Below are 22119 nucleotides of genomic sequence, written 5' to 3' on the forward strand. Positions count from 1 at the left end.
CGCCGAGGTCTCCGTCCAGCGCTCGGGTGGATAGTCCTGTAATTCTGACACAAACGATTCCTTTCTCATCACACAAGTCAATATTGAGCTTCTGTACCTTGTCCTCCTTCTTACTGCCCTCGCTGTATTGAATCAACGACCACATGGCCGGAGTGCATGTCCCATAAATCTCGATCTCTTGAAGAGCAAATGGCATAAGAGGCGTATCCGGTACTGTGCTGCCCGGCAGCCCCCCGTTCTCTTGGCCCATGATCAACCCGATGGATGCATGCAAGGCCGAATCCATTAAGCTGGGGTGAAGGACAAAGCTTGCCGCCGTATCGGAAATGGAGGAGGGTAACGCCAGCTTCGCAAGCACCCTGCCCGAATGTGTATACACCTTCTCCACACACCGGTATGCCGGGCCATAGTCTATTCCAGTTTCCTTAAAAATTTCGTAGCAGTGCGATCCGTTAAGCTCGCTTTGGCCAAAGCCTTTCTGTAGCTCCTCAAGGTTCAGCGTCGGTTTTTGCCCTACGCAAACCTGCAGCACATCGCCCTGGCTATGCACGGTATGCCCACTCTCGCTTCCTCCTTGCCCGCTATACACTTCAAAGCTGATTTTTCCGGTGTCCTCCAGGAAGAGTCTGGTGTGTACAGAGACTGACTGGTTGTCCACAACAATGGGCCGAATCCAGTTTACATTTTTCAACCGGATTCCTGTTGTACTGTTGTCCGCATCTCCTGTAGAACGTTCCACAGCCGCCCGTACCATCTCAAGATAGGCTACTCCAGGCAGAACCCTTTGGCCTTTCACCGTATGATCCCTGAGGAAAAACTCCTCGCCTGTAAACGTTGAACTGAACCGCTGCTCCAGAAAGTCTGAAGTGTTCTGATGGAGTAAAGGTGTTAAAAAGGAAGATTGGGACGGAGCGGCTTCTGTTATTCCGGTGCTCTTGGTCTCATGTACAGGCACCCAATAGCTTTCCCTGGCAAAAGGATAGGTTGGCAGACTCATCCTGCGAGGCTTTACATCCTCGTAAAACCTGTTCCAGTCTAAAATCAGACCCGCAACCCATAGTTCAGCGATTTTTCCATATTTTCCTTTGTCCACCCATACATCAAGCATTCTAGCCATATCCTCATCGGCTTCCTGAGTGACTAACCCCGCTTTATTACGCTTTACCTGTCCTCTATACAGTTCTTCTACGCCTTCCTTCTTTTGCAGGAAGCCTTCCAATTTCCAATCAAGCTCTGTGATGGATTTGGCAATGATCGCCAGACGTTCGTCCATCGCTTCCCGCCCGACTTGCAGCGTGTAGGCGATATCTGCGAGACTTGTATGCGGGTCGTCCAGCTCTCTGATTGCAGACAGTAGTCTTTGCGCCTGCTCCTCCAGTCTTTCCTTGTTCTTGGCCGATAACACGACCATGACAGGTATGTCAGGATTCAGGGATTCAGGAGCAGCTTGCAACGGACTAGTCTCTCCTGGAATATACTCTTCGATGACCACATGAGCGTTAGAGCCCCCTGCCCCAAAGGCCGATACTCCTGCCAGCCTTGGGTATTCTCTGGTTTCACCGTTGATGGCAACTACAGGTCTTTTCCATTCTTCTAATCCCTGCTGAACTTTAAAGGGGCTGTCGCTGAAGTCTATATTGGGATTTAACGTGCTTGCATGCAGTGAAGGCACTAATTGCTTATATTTCAATTGCAAAAGCACCTTTGTCACTGCGGCGATACCGGCGGCGCTCTCACAATGCCCGATATTTGACTTCGCTGAACCGATTGAACAGAACTGCTTATCGTTGGTATATTCCCGGAAGGCTTTTTGTAGGCCTGCAATTTCAATCGGGTCTCCCAGGGGAGTTCCTGTACCATGGGCTTCTATATAGCTAATGGTTCTGGGGTTGATTCTTGCCTCCTTAATTGCCTGCCCAATCACACCAGCCTGTGCATTGGGGTTGGGTACTGTATATCCGTTGGTTTTCCCCCCGTGGTTCACCGCAGTTCCTTTGATAACCCCATATATGCGGTCTCCGTCTGCTATGGCTTTGGCTAGCGGCTTGAGCAGCAATGCTCCGACACCTTCTCCCGGTACATATCCGTCTCCCTGTCCAAAGCTTTCACATTTCCCATTGCTCGATGCAAAACTTCCCTGCCCCAACAATAGGTACTTGTTAGGATGGACAGAAACGTTGACCCCCCCTGCTACCGCCAGCTCGCATTCTCCATGCTGCAATCCGTGACAGGCCAGATGGATTGAAGTCAGTGACGAGGAGCACATGGTATCTACTGCGATACTTGGCCCTTGAAAATTACAAAAATACGATACCCGATTGGCAACCGCCGAGGCATTCCCGAAAAGGCCAATCATCCTTCCTTTGGCTTGTTCCTGGGCTCCATAGAGTTGATATTCATGGTACATCACCCCGACGTAAACCCCGACATTTCCCTCCATGCCGCCAAGCTCTCGATCTGCACAAAGGGTTTCTCTCGTATACCCCGCATCCTCTATGGTTTCATAAACGCATTCCAGGAATAAGCGCTCCTGTGGGTCCATCGTTTCCGCTTCCCTTGGCGAAATATTGAAAAACAACGGGTCGAACCAGTCCACCCCATCGATGAATCCTCCCCACTTACTATAGGTCTTCCCGGGCTTGCCTCTGTTTTCATTAAAGTACAGACTGTGATCCCAGCGCTCCTTGGGAATCTCTGTAATGCAGTCCTTTCCATTCCTTAGGTTTTTCCAGAATTCGCGGATACCTAATGCTCCCGGATATCTTCCTGACACTCCGATAACTGCAACGTCCAATGCCTTCTTCTCCAGATGTGGCTGTGGCTGCGTACCTGTCGGGAGAAGCCATGAACGCCTGCGATTAGCCGATATTGAGACCAAAGGCTCTACTGCTTTTATAGATACTTTTGGCCCTGCATCAGGAGTCGTATGCTTCTCCTTCGCCTCTAAAACATCAATCAGCCGACCGCGACACGACTCAAGAAAATACCCCGTCAATGACCGGAGATTCTGGTATTCAAAAAATAATGTTTTCGGCAGTGAGCCGAAAGTCTTTTCCAATTCATTGGTAAGCTGCATAACCAGTATGGAGTCAATACCATACCTGTCCATAGGTGCGTTTGCATCTATACTTTCAGTTGGCAGCTTGATCACGGTTGAAAGTAGTGTTTTCAAATAATCTTGAGTTTTTTCCCTTAGCCATTCTTCGCCAATAGCCGTGGCTTTTCCGCTTTCCATTCCGGATCGGCCTGAGGCTTTAGTTTCCGAGGTCGGTCCCAGAATTGCCTCTTTAATCCTTTCCGGGTACCCTTCGATAACCATAACCTGACTTCTGCCAGAAGATAGGCTCTGATACAAAGCTTTTATTCCATTCTCTGTTTGCATAGCAATCATGCCCAGGTCTTGCATTGCCCTCTCCGTTTCCGGGTCGACATGCATGCCTCCATCCTTCCACAGAGGCCAGTTTATCGACAGCGTTTGTCCCTGGCGCTGCTTTGCTGTCACCAATGCATTTCGATAGGAGGCATACGCATCCATAAAGCCATTGGCAGCAGAGTAGTCAACCTGCCCTACATTGCCAAGGCTTCCAGCGCCCGAAGAAAATAAGATAAAGAAATCCAGAGGCAGGTCTCTGCTGGCCTGATCCAGATGGATCAGCCCTGAGACCTTCGGAGCCAGCACTTCTCTAACCTCTTCTTTGGTCTTTTTGATGATGAAGTTGTCCCGTATTACTCCTGCTGTGTGCAAAATACCGTTAAGACTGCCAAATTGCTCGACGATGCCGTGAATTAGCCCGGTGACCGCTTCCTTTTGACCCACATCCGCCTGTCTGTACTCTACATGACCGCCCAGTGCTCTCAGTTCGCTTAACAGGGTCTGTTGGTCCGCCGAGAGTAGCGACCGTCCAACCAGTACGATGGTGGAGTTTTTCACATTGCATAGAATGTCCTTGGCAAAAATCAGTCCCAGGCCGCCCAAGCCGCCCGTAATGAGATAAATCCCCCCATCTTTCCACGGCTGGGCCGCATCTTCACGCGAGGTTTCAATTTCTTGCCAGATTAAAGCCTGTCGCTCGTCCCCATGGTATCGTATCCGTTCGTCATACCGACCTCCCCAATTCTCCTGCAGTTTCTCAATGATTCCATCGGGGCTATTCTCTACATCAAGCGCATCAAGCTCAAGTAGTTGACCCATGACATTCGGATTTTCTTTTTGAGCGGTTTTCAGCATTGCAAAGAGCCCGGAATAAACCTGTTGGTCATCCCGGGCAGGGGTTGCAATCTGTATCAAAACTTTCTTTTTGGACATGTCTAGCAGGATGTTTTGCAATTCTTCAAATATCTGAATGGTATAATCTTCAAACCGCGCATCCAAATCCATGCTAGAGGACTGTAAAACAAGGCAGCGGGCACCGTCCATGTGGGCTTCCATATCCTCTCTGGCAATACCTTCAACTTCACACAGGATCACAACATGCTGGATATCGTCGGAAGCGTTCACCCCTGCGGTGGTAGCCTGCTTCTTCCAGACGGGCTCCAGCATCAGTGTACCCATATGCTCAGCGCTGCCTGCTTGCTCCAATCCACCTTCCAACTCTCTGGAAGAAAGTCCTTTGAACTGCACGCAAATTTTTCCGGTCTCATCGCACAAATCAATATGCACCACGCTCAATCCATTCGACGTCTCTTCACTATGGCGTGAGATCCGGGCCCACATCACAGGAGTGCATTTTTCGAATATCTTCAGTTCCTCCAAGGCAAAGGGTAAGGCTGGCTTGCCTGCAAGCAAATTTTCTTCCGAACCCATGACCAAGCCGATGGTGGCCTGCAAAGCGGAATCCATCAAAGCCGGATGCAGTACAAATTCATTTTGGGTATGAAGTACATAAGATGGCAGAGACAGCTTGGCCAGCACGTAATCCATTCCTCGGAAGATTGCCTCAATGCCGCGATGTGCCGGTCCATAGTCTATCCCCATGGCTCTGAAAGCTTCATAGCATTGGCTTGAAGAAAATGGTTTGCGGGTACATTCTGCCTGTAAGACATTCAGGTCCAGATGCTCTGGTTCGCCAGCCCTCTCCAACACGGCCATCCCCTGACTGTGTATAATGCCTTCAGCGTCGGCTCCTTCCACCCCGCTGCATATTTCAAACGCAATCTCTCCATTGTCCTGGGGATATAGACTGATGTGTACCCTGACCGGTCCGTCTGCTACAACCACAGGCCGGGCCCATACGATATTTTTCAGCCGAATATGGGTCTCACCTTCCACTACGGCCCCCGCTGCCTCTTCTACAGCTGCTCGCACCATTTCGAGGTAGGCCACCCCGGGTAATGTTTGTTGACCCTTGATTCTGTGGTCTGACAGGAAAAATTCCCGGCCTGTAAAGGTGGAGCCATAGCGTTGTCCGGAGAGGTCGGAAATATTCTGATGCAACAAAGGATGAATTTGGACGGTTATAGCCGGATTTACACTATCCTGACCAGTGTCTGTCTCGGGCAACCAATAGCGTTCCCTCTCGAAGGGATAGGTTGGCAGACTGATTCGTCTGGGCTTGATATCTCCATAAAGTGTATCCCATTCAATGCTTGCGCCATTGGCCCACAATTTGGCCACTTTATCAAGTCTTCTCTTCTGGAACCAGGTTTGAACCAGGGTCTCTGTGTCTTCGTCCGAATCAAAGAGTTCTATTCCGTCTCCTGCATTGTTCACATGGCCGGTCAGCAGCTCTTGCGATGAGTTCTCATTCACAAAACGATTCAGTTTGTCTATCAAATTCCCCCTTGAATCCGTCAAAAACGCGAGACGCCAGTCCATGGCCTCTCTTCCCGCTTGCAGGGTATAGGTCAGGTCGGTCAGATTAACGCTTTCGTGCAATTTAACAAAATCCATCATATCTGCTGCATAGGTTTTCAAGGATTGTTCGCTCTTAGCGGACAACACAAATAGAACCGGGTTGTCTTGATCCACCGGAGCCGTGTTTGCCTCAAAGACTGCAGGAACATATTCTTCAATCACCATATGAGCGTTAGTGCCGCTGAACCCGAAAGAACTTACGCTTGCGCGCCGGGGTACTCCCGGTCCGTGCTCCCAGCTCTGCAGCCCGGTGTTAATGTAAAATGGGCTATCCTCCAAAGAAATATGCTCATTTAAGGATTCGAAATGGATGGTAGGCGGCAATTGGCGGTGCTTCATGGCCAGCAGTACTTTCATCACACTGGCCACCCCGGCCGCAGTCATCATATGTCCCATATTGCTTTTCAGTGATCCCAGCGCGCAATAGCCCTTTTTGCTTGTATAGGATCGGAATGATTCCGTAAGTCCCTCCACTTCGATCGGATCACCCAGCTTTGTTCCTGTCCCGTGGGCCTCGACCATGGAGATGGTTTCGGGATGAATGTTAAACCGTCGGTATACGTCTTTTTCCAGCGAGATTTGTGAATTTACACTTGGAGCGGTTATGCCGTTGGTTTTTCCATCCTGGTTTACTCCCCATCCCCGAATAACTCCATATATGGAGTCCTTGTCCCTGATTGCATCAGAGAGCCGTTTTAATAAAATAACCCCAACCCCTTCTCCGGGGACAAACCCGTTTGCACGGGCATCAAAAGTAAAGCATCGGCCATCCTTGGACAGCATTCCCGCCTTGCTGGTCATAACGTGCATACCCGGCCCTGCCATAACCATGACTCCGCCTGCCAAAGCCAGGTCACTTGTCTCTAATACGAGACTGTTGCAAGCTTCGGCAATAGCCACCAGAGAGGAGGAGCAGGCGGTATCAATAGCCAGACAAGGACCTTTCAAATTCAGCAGGTACGAAATTCGGGCCGATAAAATCGAAGTCGCCCCTCCCATGAGGGCCTGCGCATTTAATCCCTGCCCGCTCATGGACCTCCCATAATCACTGGCTGCACAACCTACAAAAACACCGCAGCGGCTCTCTGACAGTGAGACTGGATTCAATCCAGCATCTTCAATGCATTTCCAACTGCTTTCAAGAAACAGGCGCTGTTGAGGGTCCATCATCTCTGCTTCCACAGGAGATATATTAAAGAATAACGGGTCAAATTTGTCTACATCCTCTAAAGCACCCATCCATTTGCTATAGGTTTTTCCCTGAGCCTTGGGATCGGTATCGTAATATTCCTCGATTGACCATCGCGTTGAAGGAATTTCCGATATACAATCCCTACCCTGAGCCAGATTGTCCCAAAATTCTTCTAAAGTCTTGGATTTGGGAAATTGTCCTGCCATGCCAATAATCGCGATAGACTCCTTATGCTCCTGGCCGTGCGGTATATCAGGCATGGCTTTTATAGCATCAGCATGCTTGGCCGGTTTGTGCGCATCATTGCTATTCGGCAGCTGTCCATAGGCGAATTGAATCCGTTCCTTAACCTCTTGTTGATTCACAAACGTTTTGTCCTGCATTTTTATTTCTTTCTCAATCGTAGCTGCCAGCTTTTCTCTTATCGATTGGGACATATGGTTTTTCAGCTCAATTAAGGACTCCCTAGGAGACTCGGACAGTTTTCTTGCCAGCTGCATGGCGTACGACACCACTTCATTTCTCGGCAGGACTGGAAAAGGAACCCCTTTGGTTTCCAGTTCCGAACCGCTATATCTAGTACCTGTAAATAAAATTTCCTGCGCCATGCTGACTCCGAATTTCTCAGGAAAAATTAGTGTTGATCCCGCCCCGGGCGTAAAGCCGTATTTCATAAAGTTAGTCGTATAAATGCTTTCCCGGCTCATCACGATAAAATCACAAAACATCCCCATACACCAGCCTGCGCCAATCCCATGTCCCTGCATGGCAGCAATCACGGGCAGCTTGCAATCCAGCGCTATCTTGTAAACATTGGTATCGCTATATTTCGCCTTTCCCTCATGGATAGCGAGCAGTCCTTCTTGTGTGCCTCCTGTGGCAAAGTAGGTGCCATATCCCGTCAGAATCACAACTTTATAATTCTCGTTAGCCTGCACCGTCTCGAACGCCTGGTTCAGGCCAATAATCAGTTCATCGGAAAATGTATTTTTGTGCGCCGTGTCCTTCATGGTCAATAGGACAATCCCATGCTCAAATTCCTGCAATTCAACTACAGACTGTACCTTCATTTTGCAGCCGCTTGTCCTCTGTCCATCTTCCGGCCCGTGAAAGTTGTCCAATGGCTGCAGCGAAAGTGCTGGTCCTTCTGATGATTCCTGCGAACTAGCTTCCATAGATTCATCCGGGGACCCGCCGATAAATTGAAGCAATTGTTTTTCGGCATCTTCAGAATTTATTTCCCCTGTCTGCACCGCACGAAAAATATCTTTTGAATCCATAAAAATGCCCTCCTAGCTGTATGAAATAGGACAAATACCATGTTGGCTATCTATGAGTGTAATTGGTTGAATAATCGGTCAGCCTGTTCAAAATCCAACTCTCCCTGCAACACCTTCTGTATCAATGCTTGCATGGGCTGGTTGGAATTCGGCTCTACAGGTGCTTGATTGGTATCTCCCGCCGACTTGCTCAATTCCTTCGCCAGGAATTTGGAAAATTCTTTAATGTTAGGATAGTCGTACACTCTGGTTGCTGAAATAGCTGTTCCAAACCGTTTATTCACAGCCTGTACCCACTCTACGCCTATAATTGAATCCAGTCCCATATCAATAAATTTATCGTCCCGGCCAATATCCTTTTCATTCATACTCAAGGATTTCGCAAGACTTTCTACCAGTTCCTTCTCCAATGTTTCTATCCGTACAGCTGGCGGCGCATATGCCAACCGCTTGACTTCAGTTCTGGCTGCGGGCTGCGGCGAAGAAAGCTTGGCCTCAGGTTGCGGCGGAGCAGACATGGGTTCGGGTAGCCTGGATTCGGGTAGCTTGGGGTCCGGCAGCTTGGATTCCAATAGTTCGGCTGGCTTTTCCGGTTTACCTGCTACCATCTGGACGTCAGAAACGGGGCTCAGCAAAATGCCCTGCGGTTTTTCAGGTATTTCCGCAAAAGTCTGTCGCTGCAAGTTATCGTTGCTAACATTCATTGCAGGAGGGTTGGAAACAGGCTCCTGTACCGATCCAGCGACCACAGGGGGCTCCGCCTCAACGTCCCGGGATTCGCTCCCGAACGTGGAGATCCAATAGCTCTCCTTGGCAAATGGATAGGTCGGCAAACTAATTCGGCGAGGTCTGGCATTCTCATAAAGCCTGTTCCAATCGAAGGGCAGGCCCTTAACCCAAAGCTCCGCCAGCTTAGTATACTTACCCTTGCTTATCCAGCTATCCACCATTTTTGCCATGTCTTCATCTGCTTCAAGAACAGCCAGGATGTCTTTATTCTTCTTTGCCTGGCCCGAATATAGCCCGTCGATATCCTCATTCCCCGCTAAAAAGCCCTCCAGTTTTCCTGCAAGCTCACTGGTAGACCTAACGATTACTGCTAACCGTTCTTCCATGGCTTCCCGTCCCACCTGCAGGGTAAATGCTATATCCGCCAGGCTGGTTTGCGAGTATTCCGGCTCTATGAGTTCAGCAAGCAGTCTTTGCACCTGCTCGTACAGTCGCTCTTTATTTCTGGCCGACAGCACGACCATTGCCGGATTTTGCAATGTGATGGCTGCTTGTCTCGTCTCCTGCTCCTCTGGGATATATTCCTCAATGAGCACATGTGCGTTGGAGCCTCCGGCGCCAAAGGAGGAAATACCTGCTATTCTCGGGTATTCAACCGTCTTCCCGTTCATGGTGACGACAGGTCTTTTCCACTCTCCCAATTCCTGCTGAACCTTAAAAGGGCTATCGCTAAAATCGATATTCGGGTTTAGTGTTTGTGAATGCAGCGAAGGAACGATTTGCCCGTATTTGAGCTGAAGGAGCACCTTTGTAACTCCGGCAATCCCTGCCGCACTCTCACAATGCCCAATATTTGATTTTGCCGATCCGATTGCGCAAAACTGCCTGTCCTCCGTATATTCCCGGAACACTTTTTGCAATCCGGCGATTTCAATAGGATCACCTAAAGAAGTCCCGGTGCCGTGCGCTTCAATGTAACTGATGGTTCTGGGGTTAATTCCTGCTTTCTTAAAGGCCCTTCCAATGACACTGGCCTGTGCATTGGGATTCGGAACCGAGAACCCGTTTGTCTTCCCTCCATGATTCACTGCGGTTCCCTTGATGACCCCATATATATGGTCGCCGTCTGCAACGGCTTTAGCCAGCGGTTTGAGCAGCACAGCCCCTACGCCTTCTCCCGGCACATACCCGTCTCCGCCTTGTCCGAAGCTTTCGCACCGCCCCTTGCTCGATACAAATCTTCCCTGCTCAAGCATCAGGTATTTGTTCGGATGAATGGAGACGTTCACGCCGCCGGCAATGGCAAGCTCGCATTCGCCTTGCTGCAAGCTTTGACAGGCCAGATGAATGGTCGTCAATGAGGAGGAGCACATCGTATCCACAGCCATGCTCGGCCCGTGGAAGTTACAGAAATAAGATACCCGGTTGGCAATGGAGGCCGAATTGCCAGGAACAGCAATCATTCTGCCCCTGGCTTGTTCCTGGGCTCCATACAGCTGATATTCCTCATACATGACCCCGACAAAAACGCCCACGTTCCTATCCAGCCCAAGGCCCCGTTCCAGTCCAAGCGCTTCCCGTGTATAGCCTGCATCCTCGATCGTTTCATAAACGCATTTCAGGAACAGACGCTCCTGAGGATCAATGATTTCTGCTTCTCTGGGAGAGATATTGAAAAACAGCGGATCAAACTGATCTACACCTTTGATAAAACCTCCCCACTTGCTGTACGTTTTTCCCGACGGATTCCTGTCATCGTCAACGTGCATGCTGTGATCCCAGCGTTCTTTGGGGATTTCCGTAATGCAGTCCTTCCCATCGCGCAGATTGCTCCAGAATTCCCGAATGTTTTCTGCATCGGGATACATACCCGACAAGCCGATAATGGCAATATCCCTCGATTCGCTTGCCCTTTCAGGTTGTGGTTGAAATTTTGTCTGAATCGGCATGACACGTGATGGCCTCCGGCTGCCGGAAAACGGCCTTCCTGGGCCATTTTCCACCGTAGAAGGCTTGAATTCTTCCACAGCGTCGACCTCTGTCTCTATTCCAAGCAATTTAATCAGCTGCTTCTGGTGAACTTCAAGAAAGTATTGGGTCAATTCCCGGATATTCTGGTATTCAAAAAATAATGTTTTGGGCAGTGTTCCGAACGTTTTCTCCAACTCACGGGTTAGCTGCTTAATCATAATGGAATCAATTCCATACTTCTCCATGGGGGCATCGGTTTCAATCTGCCTTGCCGGCAGTTTGATGGATGCAGCGAGCAGTTGCTTTAAATAATTTGCTGCTTTTTCGGCAAGCAGGTCTTGTTCGATGACCGAGCCCATTCCGTTTTCCACGATCATAGATGAGGCATGTGCAGCCTGATTTAGGGACGGCTGCTGCAGAAGCACTTCTTTAAGCTGACTGGCATGCCCTTCCAACACCATCACTTGATCCTTTTCGGAAGCCAGGCTCTGATACAAAGCCCGGATTCCTGTGCCGGTCTCCATAGCCAACATCCCCATCCCCTCCATGATTTTTTCTGTTTCCCCGTCAATACGCATTCCGCCTTCCTTCCATAGCGGCCAATTGACTGAAATCGTCCGCCCCTGGCGCTGCTTTCGCTCTACCATCGTACTGCGGTACCCGGCATAGGCATCCATAAAGGCATTGGCAGCAGCATAGTCTGCCTGCCCTATATTCCCCAGGCTCCCTGCAACCGATGAAAAAAGGATGAAGAAGTCCAGCGGAAAATCCTTGCAGACGTGGTCCAGATTCACCAATCCCGAAACCTTTGGCGCCAAAACGTTTTGCAATTCCTCCCTTGTTTTTTTAATCATGAAATTATCGATAGCCACTCCAGCGCTGTGAACAATTCCATCCAGCTTCCCAAACTCTTCCTGAATATCCCGAATCAAATCTTCAACTGCCCTTTTATCGGCGACATCAGCTTGCCGGAATACTACCCTAGCACCTAAAGCCTCTATCTCCTCAATCCTTGCTTTGGTGTCACCGCGGAGCGGGGAGCGTCCGACGAGAATTAAAACGGCATCCTTGACCTGTCGCGCCATTTCTTCGGCCAAAATCAAACCGAGACTCCCGGTTCCGCCGGTAATCAAATATACCCCCCTGTCCTTCCACGGCATGCTAATCGCTTCCCCGGAGGCTTTAATTTCCGTCCATGAAGCAACATACCGTCTACCCGACTGATAGCGGATATGTGTATCTATAGAGCTGCGACTGTTTTCTTGCAGGATGTTTATAATACCTGCTGCATCCTGCTCCACATCCATTTCTATCAACTGACCAGCCAATACGGGATTTTCCAGCCACGCGGTTTTTAAGAGTCCGTACAGTCCCGCGAATACCTTCTGATGATCCTGTACCGGAACGACAAGCTGAATCAATGTTCTTTCTTTGGAGTGCGTTTTAAGCCTATGTTGAATTTCCTCAAACATCTGTGTCGCATAAGTTCTAAACCGTGCATCAATGCTTTTCTCTTCGGATTGCAGGATGAGACAACGCACCCCGTTCATCTGCGATTCAATAATTTCCCCGGAAATATATCCCGGTTCGCATAAAATGACCAGATGCTGTTGATAGTCAGGCACTGTTCCTTCCAGGGCAATTGCTTGTTCTTCCCATACAGGCTCAAGCATCAAAGTCTCAGGGACAGTCGATTTATCTGATTCCCCTGTTCCTCCCTCAGAGACTCGTGATGAGAAGCCTTTTATCCTCACACAAACATTCCCCTGACCGTCACATAAATCAATATCAAGCTTTTGCAGCGGGCCATCTTGCCTGCTGTCTTCACTATAACGGAGCCAAGCCCACATTTCTGATGTGCAGCTGTTAAACACCTCAAGCTCTTCCAATGCAAACGGTAAAGCCGGCTTAATGGAACCTATACCGCCAGACAGGCTGACGGCACCTGCGCCCATCATCAAGCCTATGGACGCCTGAAGAGCGGAATCCATCAAACTGGGATGCATCACAAACCGTTCCATAGTATGGTAAACAGAGGAAGGCAAGGATAACTTTGCAAGCACTTGACCCGCCCCGATATATACCTTCTCAATTCCTCGGTGTCCCGGTCCATAGGACATCTGCATTTCTGCAAACGCCTCATAGCACTGACGGGATGAAAGGGAGCCCAGGCTGCACTGTTCCCGCAAGGCTTTAATATCTATGACAGGAACCTCGGCTACCGGAACAATCGCTGCGCTGCCTTCACTATGCACCATCAGTTCCGCGCCCGTCCCACCAGACTCGCTGTAGATTTCATAGGCGATATTCCCGTCATCTTGCGGAAAGAGCCCGATATTTACATCAACCGACTGCTCTCCAACCACAACAGGCCGGATCCAATCCACATCTTTTAATCGCACACATGTCCAATGGTCTTCCTGAGTTCCTGCGACCTGTTCCACTGCAGCCCGCGCCATTTCAAGGTAGGCCACTCCGGGCAAGAGCTTCTGTCCCCTTATCACATGGTCAGACAGGAAAAATTCTTCCCCCGTAAAAGTGGAGCTGAACTGCAGTCCATCAATATCGGACGTATTTCGCTGGAGCAAGGGGTGAATGGCGACTGCCGCCTCCCGTTTCAGTAGCGCATTGTTTGCTCCTGTCCGGTTATGGATACCGGTCATACAATATCGTTCTCTGGCAAAGGGGTAGGTTGGCAGACTGATACGGTTCGGTTTAGCCTCTCCGTACAACAAGTCCCAGTCAAAAGCTGCCCCTTTTACCCAAAGGTCTGCGATTTTGCCATAGCTGCCTTCACTAACCAGAGCATCCATCGTCTTGCCCGCACCCTCTCCATCTTCCCGGGCTCTATTTTCTTCTCTATGGCGTTTGGCCTGCCCCACGTATAAGCCGTCGATACCTTCCCGGCCTTCCACAAATCCCTTCAATTTCTCTTCAAGCTCTCTGAGAGAGCCTGTAATGCAAGCCAAGCGTTCCTCCATCGCTTCGCGTCCCGTCTGAAGGGTATACGCTATATCTCCCAGACTGCTGTCTGTGAACTGACGCTCCCCGATTGCAGCCAGCAATTGATGTGCCTGTTTCTGCAGTTGTGCTTCACTCTTGGCTGACAGCACCACAATAGCCGGTTTTTGGGCAGTAAAGGTAACTGAATGTTGCTCCAGCTTTCCAGGAATATATTCTTCGATTATCAAATGGGCGTTGGCACCCCCGAATCCAAAGGAGCTGACACCCGCTCTCCGGGGAATATTTTCCCCTTGAGTATCCCGCTGCGGCTTCCACTCACGCGCCTCCTGGACGATATAGAACGGACTGCCTTCCAGTTTTATATAGGGATTAATGACATCGCAATGAAGGCTTTTGACCAGCTTTTTATGCTTTAACTGAAGCAGTACCTTTATGACGCCCGCGATTCCAGAAGCCAGTTCCAGATGTCCGATGTTGGTTTTCACCGAGCCCAATCCGCAATGGGATTCTGTGATCCCGGGTCCCTCTGTATTCTCATAAAGCTCTTTGAAGGCTGCTTTCAGCCCGTTGATTTCAATCGGATCACCCAGCTCCGTGCCTGTTCCGTGGGCTTCAATGTAAGAGACCGTCCTTGGGTCGATATCGGCCTTTGTATATGCATTTACCAACAAATCCGCCTGAGCCCTCGGATTGGGCGCTGTCAGGGAATTCGCCCGGCCTCCGTGATTGACGGCAGTCCCCCGGATTACCCCATAAATATGATCTCCAGCCTTCTCCGCATCCTTCAGCTTTTTCAGGAAAAGCATACCGGCCCCTTCACCACGCACGTAGCCATTGGCCTTATTAGAAAAGGTTTTGCATCGACCATCCTCACACAGCATCCCTGCTTTATTGAAGCTGATATGAAGCTCAGGTGTGATCATCACATTGACACCGCCCGCAATTGCCATCTCGCAGCTTCCATCCTCTATAGCCCTTACTGCCCGGTGAATGGCCACCAGTGAACTGGAGCAAGCCGTTTCGACAGGTTCGCTCGGACCATGAATATTGAGGAAATAGCTCATGCGATTAGGCCCTACCGACGGTGCCATACCGCTGGAGGAATACGCCTCAACACCCACGTTCCCCTGATAAATCATACCGCTGTAGCCGCTGTTCGCGGTGCCTACAAAGATTCCTGTGCGGGTTCCCGACAGACTCCCTGCCTGAATGCCTGCATCTTCAATCGCCTTCCAGATATAGGTCATCAACAGGCGCTGCTGCGGGTCCATGAGTGCGGCTTCCCGCGGAGAAATTCCAAAGAATAGAGAGTCAAACTCATAAATCCCGTCAATAAATCCGCCCCACTTGATATTGGTTTTATTGACCTCTTGCTCAGGATCACCGTAATAGGCCTTCCAATCCCAGCGATCTTCAGGTATTTCAGTGATACAGTCCCTACCTTCCTCAAGATTTTTCCAAAACTCATCTACATCCCGGGCCATGGGGAATATCCCGCTCATTCCCACGATGGCAATAGGTTCAGGAACAGCCTGAGTCTGTTGCGGCATGGACAACACATTCCTGCTTGCAAATCGGGAACCCTGCCGTCTACCGCGGTTGTATTCTTCCCTATCATCCTCCATGGCCTGTACAGCAGGCTCAGTCCGGGCATGCACGGCAAACTGCTCGCCAAGCACGGTATTATATTCGTCCACCAAATATCTGGTGAAGTCATGAATCGTGGTATATTCAAAGAATATGTCGGGCGTCAGCTCAAGCCGGTATAAGTGATTGATGGTGTTGGTAAATTGCGTGAGCAGGATGGAATCGAAGCCATACTCACTCAGTTCTACATGTGCATCAATATCTTCAAGTTTGACTTTCAGCAATTTTGACACCGCCTGAATCATGGCGGCCTGCACCTTGTCCAGCAAATCCGGTACGGCATTGCTTTCAGGGGAAGCTGCTGAAACTCCTGCCGCCTTTTCAGGCTGCCTGGTCTCTGGAGTCGTTATTAATCCTGCTATTTTCTTCATTTTTGCGAGATTGCCTTCCATCACCAAAACCTGATCAACGCCCGCGATCATGCCACGATACAAGGCCTGAATGCCGGAAGAGGTTGACATGCCGCTCATGCCTGTGCGCTGCCTCACCAGCTTCTCCGTTTCCTCATCAATACGCATCCCGCCCTCTTTCCATAGCGGCCAATTGATGGATAGCGTTGGACCCTGGCGCTGCTTCGATGCGATCAAAGCGTTCCGGTACCCGGCATAAGCATCCATAAACGCATTAGCGGCAGAATAGTCTGCCTGTCCCTGATTGCCTAATCCTCCGGCTACAGACGAAAATAGAACGAAGAAGTCAAGCGGCAGGTTCTTACTTGCTTCATCCAGATTCACTACACCTAACACTTTGGGAGCAAGAACCTCCAGCATTTCCTCACTATTTTTTTTGAGTATACGGTTGTCGCGAATGACTCCTGCACTGTGAATGATGCCATTGATGCTTCCGAATTCCTCCTGAATTTCCTGGATTAAATCGGCCACCGCTTGCTCCCGAGCCACATCGACTTGCCTGTATATTATTCGTGCCCCTAATGCCTCCAATTTCTTTATCTCAGCCCGCTTGCCCTCATCCAGCATAGAACGACCCGTTAAAATCAAAACGGCTTTATGAACTTTATTCAATATTTCTCTGGCAAAAATGAGTCCCAAGCCACCGACACCACCGGTAATCAGGTACACTCCGCCGTCCTTCCACGGGATACCCGCTGCTTCCTGAGAGATCTGAATTTCCTTCCACGAGGAAACCCACCGTTTGTCTTTCCCGTACCGGATCTGGATATCCTCGGGACTACGACTGTTTTCTTTTAAAATGTCTGTGATTGCTCCCCAGTCCTCATCCTGCCCCAGCTCTATCAACTGCCCTACCAGTTTTGGATGCTCAAGCCGGGCCGTTTTTAAAAGACCAGAAATTCCCGAAAAAAGCTGCCGCTCCCCCTGACCGCTCATGGCGATCTGGATCAGCACCTTGCCATTGGGTTTATCTCTGAAAATCCTTTGAATCTCCTCAAACACCTGGACGGCGCACCACTGGAACTGTTCCCCGATTCCGTTCCGATCAGGTTGCATTATCATGCATTGCACGCCATCTATCCGAGCTTCAACTTGTTCACGGGATATCCCGGACGGCTCGCAGAGTATCACGACATGGCGATCATATACAGGCATTTCAGCCTCGATGGCAATTCCTTGCTCTTTCCACACGGGTTCAAGCATCAAGGTACTGGAATTGGACTGTGCGTCCGAGGAAATTGAGTCCATATTCAGAATTGTTGATGAATATCCTTTTATCCTGACACAGATGGCTCCGGTTTCGTCGCTCAGGTCAATATCCAGCTTCTGTGCCTTATCTCCAGCTTTACTGTCTGCTTGGTAGCGAATCAGCGCCCACATAATGGAACTGCAATTTTTTATAATCTCAACTTCTTGAATGGCATAGGGCAAAGAAGGTCTGATCTCACCAGAACCCAGCGTCAAACCTATGGATGCCTGCAAGGCCGAATCTATCATACCTGGATGCAGGACAAATTTGCTTTGGTTGTCAGAAACGGAGGATGGCAAGCATAGCTTTGCCACGACTAGGCCCTCTCCTGCATACACCATCTCAATTCCCTGATGCCCGGGACCGTAATCTATCCCCATATCTCTAAAAATTCTATACAATTCTGCGGGATGGAAGCTTCGGCTGCATGCAGTCTGCAAGTCTTTAATATTCAGGGCAGGAACCTCCGCGACTGGTGTTCGGGCAGCACTGCCGTAGCTATATATCACAATCCCTGCATCAGCTTCTTCGCTCTTCCCATAAATCTCATAGGAAATCTCCTGATGATCATCCAGGAAAAGCCCGATGTGGAGCTGTACCGGTCCATCCTCTACAACAATAGGCCGTGCCCAAACCACGTTTTTAAGGCAAATTCCGGTCGGCCCGCCCTCACCTGCTCCTGTTGCCTGCTCCACTGCCGCCCGGGCCATTTCAAGGCAAGCAGCCCCGGACAGAACCTTGCGCCCATTCACCACATGATCCTCCAGGAAAAACTCCTGGCCTATAAAAGTCGAACTGAACCGCTGTTCCGAGAAATCGGAGGTGTTTTGATGCAGTAAAGGATGGAGCGAAGCAGCCATGACAGGAGTTATGCCTTTGCCTGCCTTGCTGTCAAGCTCAGGCGCCCAGCAGCGTTCTCTCGCAAAAGGATAGGTCGGTAGACTGATCCGGCAAGGCTTGATGTCCCCATACAGCTTGTTCCAGTCAATTGTTAGCCCCTTTACCCACAACTCCGCTATTTTTTTCAGTTTTCTCTTCTTGATCCAGGTTTCAAGCAACGATTGGGCATCTTCATCCGCCTCAAAGATCACGATCCCGTCTTTGCTCTTTTTCACCTGAGCCGTTAGGACGCCAGCAGGCAGATTATGATGAACGAATCCTTCCAGTGCTGTTAGCAAAGCCTCTTTTGAATCTGCTACAAAAGCCAGGCGGTAATCCATCGGCTCGCGGCTCACTTGCAGCGTATACCCCAGATCCGCGAGATTAAGATTTTCCTGGGATGCAATAAAACTCCTCATTTTTTCGGCGTACGTTATTAGTTGCTTTTCACCTTTGGCAGACAATACGAAGAGAACGGGATGATGGATATCAGCGGCTGTTGGAGATGCCGTTGTGCCAATCTCGCGACAATATTCTTCAATAACAAGATGGGCGTTCGTACCGCTAAATCCGAAAGAGCTCACAGCGGCACGCCTTTTGTTCCCGTGGGAAGGTTCCCAGGCGTTCAATTCTGTATTGACATAAAAAGGAGAATCATCAAAATCAAAATGCTCATTCGGGTTCTTGAAATTCATTGTCGGTACCAGTTTTCTATGCTTCATGCACAGCAACACTTTTTGCACGCTGGCTATGCCTGCTGCTGCCGAAGTATGCCCGATATTGCTTTTTACCGAACCTATGGCACAGTAGTTCTTCTCATCGGTTCTTTCTTTAAAAGCGGTTGATAAAGCTTCCAATTCAATAGGATCGCCCAGCTTGGTGCCTGTCCCATGCATTTCAACATAGCTAATGCTATCGGGCTCAATCTGATATTTGTTGTATATTTCCCGCTCCAGCTCAATTTGGCTGTTTGTGCTTGGAGCGGTAATCCCGTTGGTTTTTCCATCTTGATTGATTCCGGACCCGATAATAACCCCGTATATATGATCCCGATCAGCTTCAGCATCCTTCAGCCGCTTCAGAACCAGCGCCCCTACTCCTTCCCCCGGAACAAAGCCGTTGGCGCTATTGTCAAACGTTTTACACCGGCCATCCGGCGACAACATTCCAGATGCAGACATGCCTATATACGATTCAGGAGTCAAATATAACGACACCCCGCCAACCAACGCCATTTCAATTTCTCCATTAGATAAAGCCTGGCAAGCCAGATGGGTTGCCACCAGGGATGAGGAGCACGCCGTATCCACGGATATGGCCGGACCTTTCAGATTAAGAAAATAAGAGATACGAGCCGCTGCAATAGCGTTGCTGTTCCCGGTAGTATTGGTGAACTGCGCTTGATGCTTGTACCGCAACATACTATATTCATTATTTAAAATTCCAAGGTAAACCCCGCATTTTTTATTTCCCAACTGCGAGCCACTATAGCCTGCATCCTCAACTGCCTTATAGGCTTCCTGCATGAAGATGCGCTGCTGGGGGTCCATTCCTTCCGCCTCGGTAGGAGAAATATTAAAAAATAACGGATCAAAATATTCCATATCCTCTAAAGCACCCAGCCATTTGCAATTGATTTTACCCTCTTGCGCCGGACGAGGATCATAATACGCGTCTACATTCCAGCGGTCCTTCGGGATTTCAATAATGGAATTTTTGCCTTGAGCGAGATTATTCCAATATTGCTGTACATCTTCCGCACCAGGATATCTTCCCGAAATCCCGACAATTGCAATTGCGTCTTTATTTTCCGAAGGCATAGGCGATGAATCCTCTGCTGCCTTTACCAGGTGGAATGGCTCGGAAGCCTCTTTAGGTGATAGCCTCGGAGAGCATTGCATCGTGCCGGGCCCCGACGAATGGACTTCTGCCTTAGGCTTACTCGTGTCGGGGACTGGGTTTAAGGTGTTTAAGGGCCGTTGATTGAAGCTCCCTTCTTGCTTATTGATTTCTTGTGCCAAAAATGCAGCGAATTGGAGAATGGTCGGATAGTCGTAGACCTTGGTCGCTACTACGGATGTGCCATATCGTTTATTCATGTTTCGAACCCATTCTACGCCTATTATGGAATCCAGGCCGATATCTATAAAGTTTTTATCCGCCTCAATCTCGCTCCGTTCCATATACAAAGCTTCTGCCAGACTGGCCGTCAGCTCTTCCTGCAAAAGCTCTGCCGAGGCGCTGCACTCAGCCATGCTGGCCTGCGCCTGCTTTTCAATTGATATCGGCATCAAATTCACCTGAATGGAAGCCTCTGCCGATTTCTCCGGCTCCAATGCAACGGATGGCAGTGAAAGCTCTGCGGGAGAATGATCCAGAGTAGACACGGCCGAGAAGGACGCAATAGATTTGCTCAAACTGCCGCCCAATTCCTTCTCTACAAATTTGCTAAAATCCCGGATGGTTGGATAATCGTAGACTTTTGTCGCTGTGATGGATGTCTTGTAATGCTTGTTAATGCTTCGAACCCACTCTACGCCTATAATGGAATCCAATCCAAAATCAACAAAGTTCTTATCCGAATCAATCTCGCTCCGATCTATATATAAAGCCTGCGCCAGGCTTGTTGTCAGCTCCTCCTGCAATATTTCCGCCGATATCGCAGGGGAAATAGACGCCAGCGCTTCCGTCTTCTTCTCATCCTTTAATGTGTGCAATGTCTCCTCCAGTGAAGTTAACATGATCGTTGTCCCCTCCTGGTTGGCAGACTTGCTTAGGTGCGGCTGACGGTCCGACAAATTCCGTAAGGATATTCCGTTTGGCTTTTCAGAACAATTCAAAAAACCGGATTGTATTGGGATTTCGGGCTGCATCACATGAGATTGGACGGAAACTGCCTTTTCCTGAGCGTCCATAGAGACACCGTCTACAGAAGAGACTCTGTCTACAGATGGGCTTATAATATCCGTGATCCAGTACCGCTCCCTCGCAAAAGGATAGGCTGGCAGGCTGATTCGCCGCGGCTTGGCATCTCCATAAAGCTGGTTCCAGTCCATCGCCAGTCCCTTGACCCAGAGATCGACAACCTTCGAATACTTCCTTTTCCCTATCCAGGCAGCGATCATCTTATCCATGTCTTCATCTTCTACCAGCGCCGTCAGCGCCTCCTTATTCCGTTTGACCTGGCCCCGGTACAGCTCGGGGATACCGTCCCGGCCTTCCAGGAATCCTTCCAGCTTGTCCACCAGCTCCTGCATGGACCCTGCAATCACGGCAAGCCGCTCTTCCATCGCTTCGCGTCCCACTTGGAGCGTGTAGGCCATATCGGCCAGACTACTTTCGCCTAGCTGTCCTTCCCCGATGACGGTGAGCAATCGCTCTGCTTGCTTTTTCAGCCGTTCTTCATTTTTGGCCGACAATACGATGATCGCTGGCTTTTGGACCGTAACGCTTATCGCCCCCTTCTCTTCTGGAACGTACTCTTCTGAAATGTATTCTTCGATGATGACATGCGCATTCGATCCTCCCGCTCCAAACGATGAAATCCCGGCAATCCTCGGGTATTCCCGCGTCTCTCCACCAATCTCAACCACCGGCCGTCTCCATTCTCCCAACTCCTGCTGCACCACGAACGGCGTCTGACCGAAATGGATGTTCGGATTCAATTCCTGTGCATGCAGGCTGGGTACCAGCGTCCGGTTTTTCATCTGCAGGACAATTTTCCCAATCCCTGCGATGCCCGCCGCCGCCTCCAGATGTCCGATGTTAGACTTCACGGACCCAATGGCGCAGAATCCCGTGTCCGTCGTATCCTTCCTGAATGCCTGCGTCAGACCTGTCACTTCAATCGGATCCCCCAGCTCCGTGCCTGTCCCATGGGCTTCAATATAGCTGACCGTCCGGGCATGTACCCCCGCTCGCTCCAGTGCCGTCCGAATCAGCTC

2 protein-coding genes are annotated in these 22119 nt (G+C 49.8%); both read right to left on the minus strand.

Translation table 11 applies throughout. The annotated features are described in order from the left end of the window. The coding region (locus L693_RS0124730; RefSeq protein ID WP_025720840.1) for an SDR family NAD(P)-dependent oxidoreductase at positions 1-8326 on the minus strand (8326 nt) is incomplete at its 3' end. Between the two features lie 50 nt (positions 8327-8376). After that, on the minus strand, positions 8377-22119 hold a 13743-nt coding region (locus tag L693_RS0124735), incomplete at its 5' end, for an SDR family NAD(P)-dependent oxidoreductase (protein WP_025720842.1).

Origin of the sequence: Paenibacillus sp. 1-18, from assembly GCF_000520755.1 — a bacterium.
GTDB lineage: Bacteria > Bacillota > Bacilli > Paenibacillales > Paenibacillaceae > Paenibacillus > Paenibacillus brasilensis.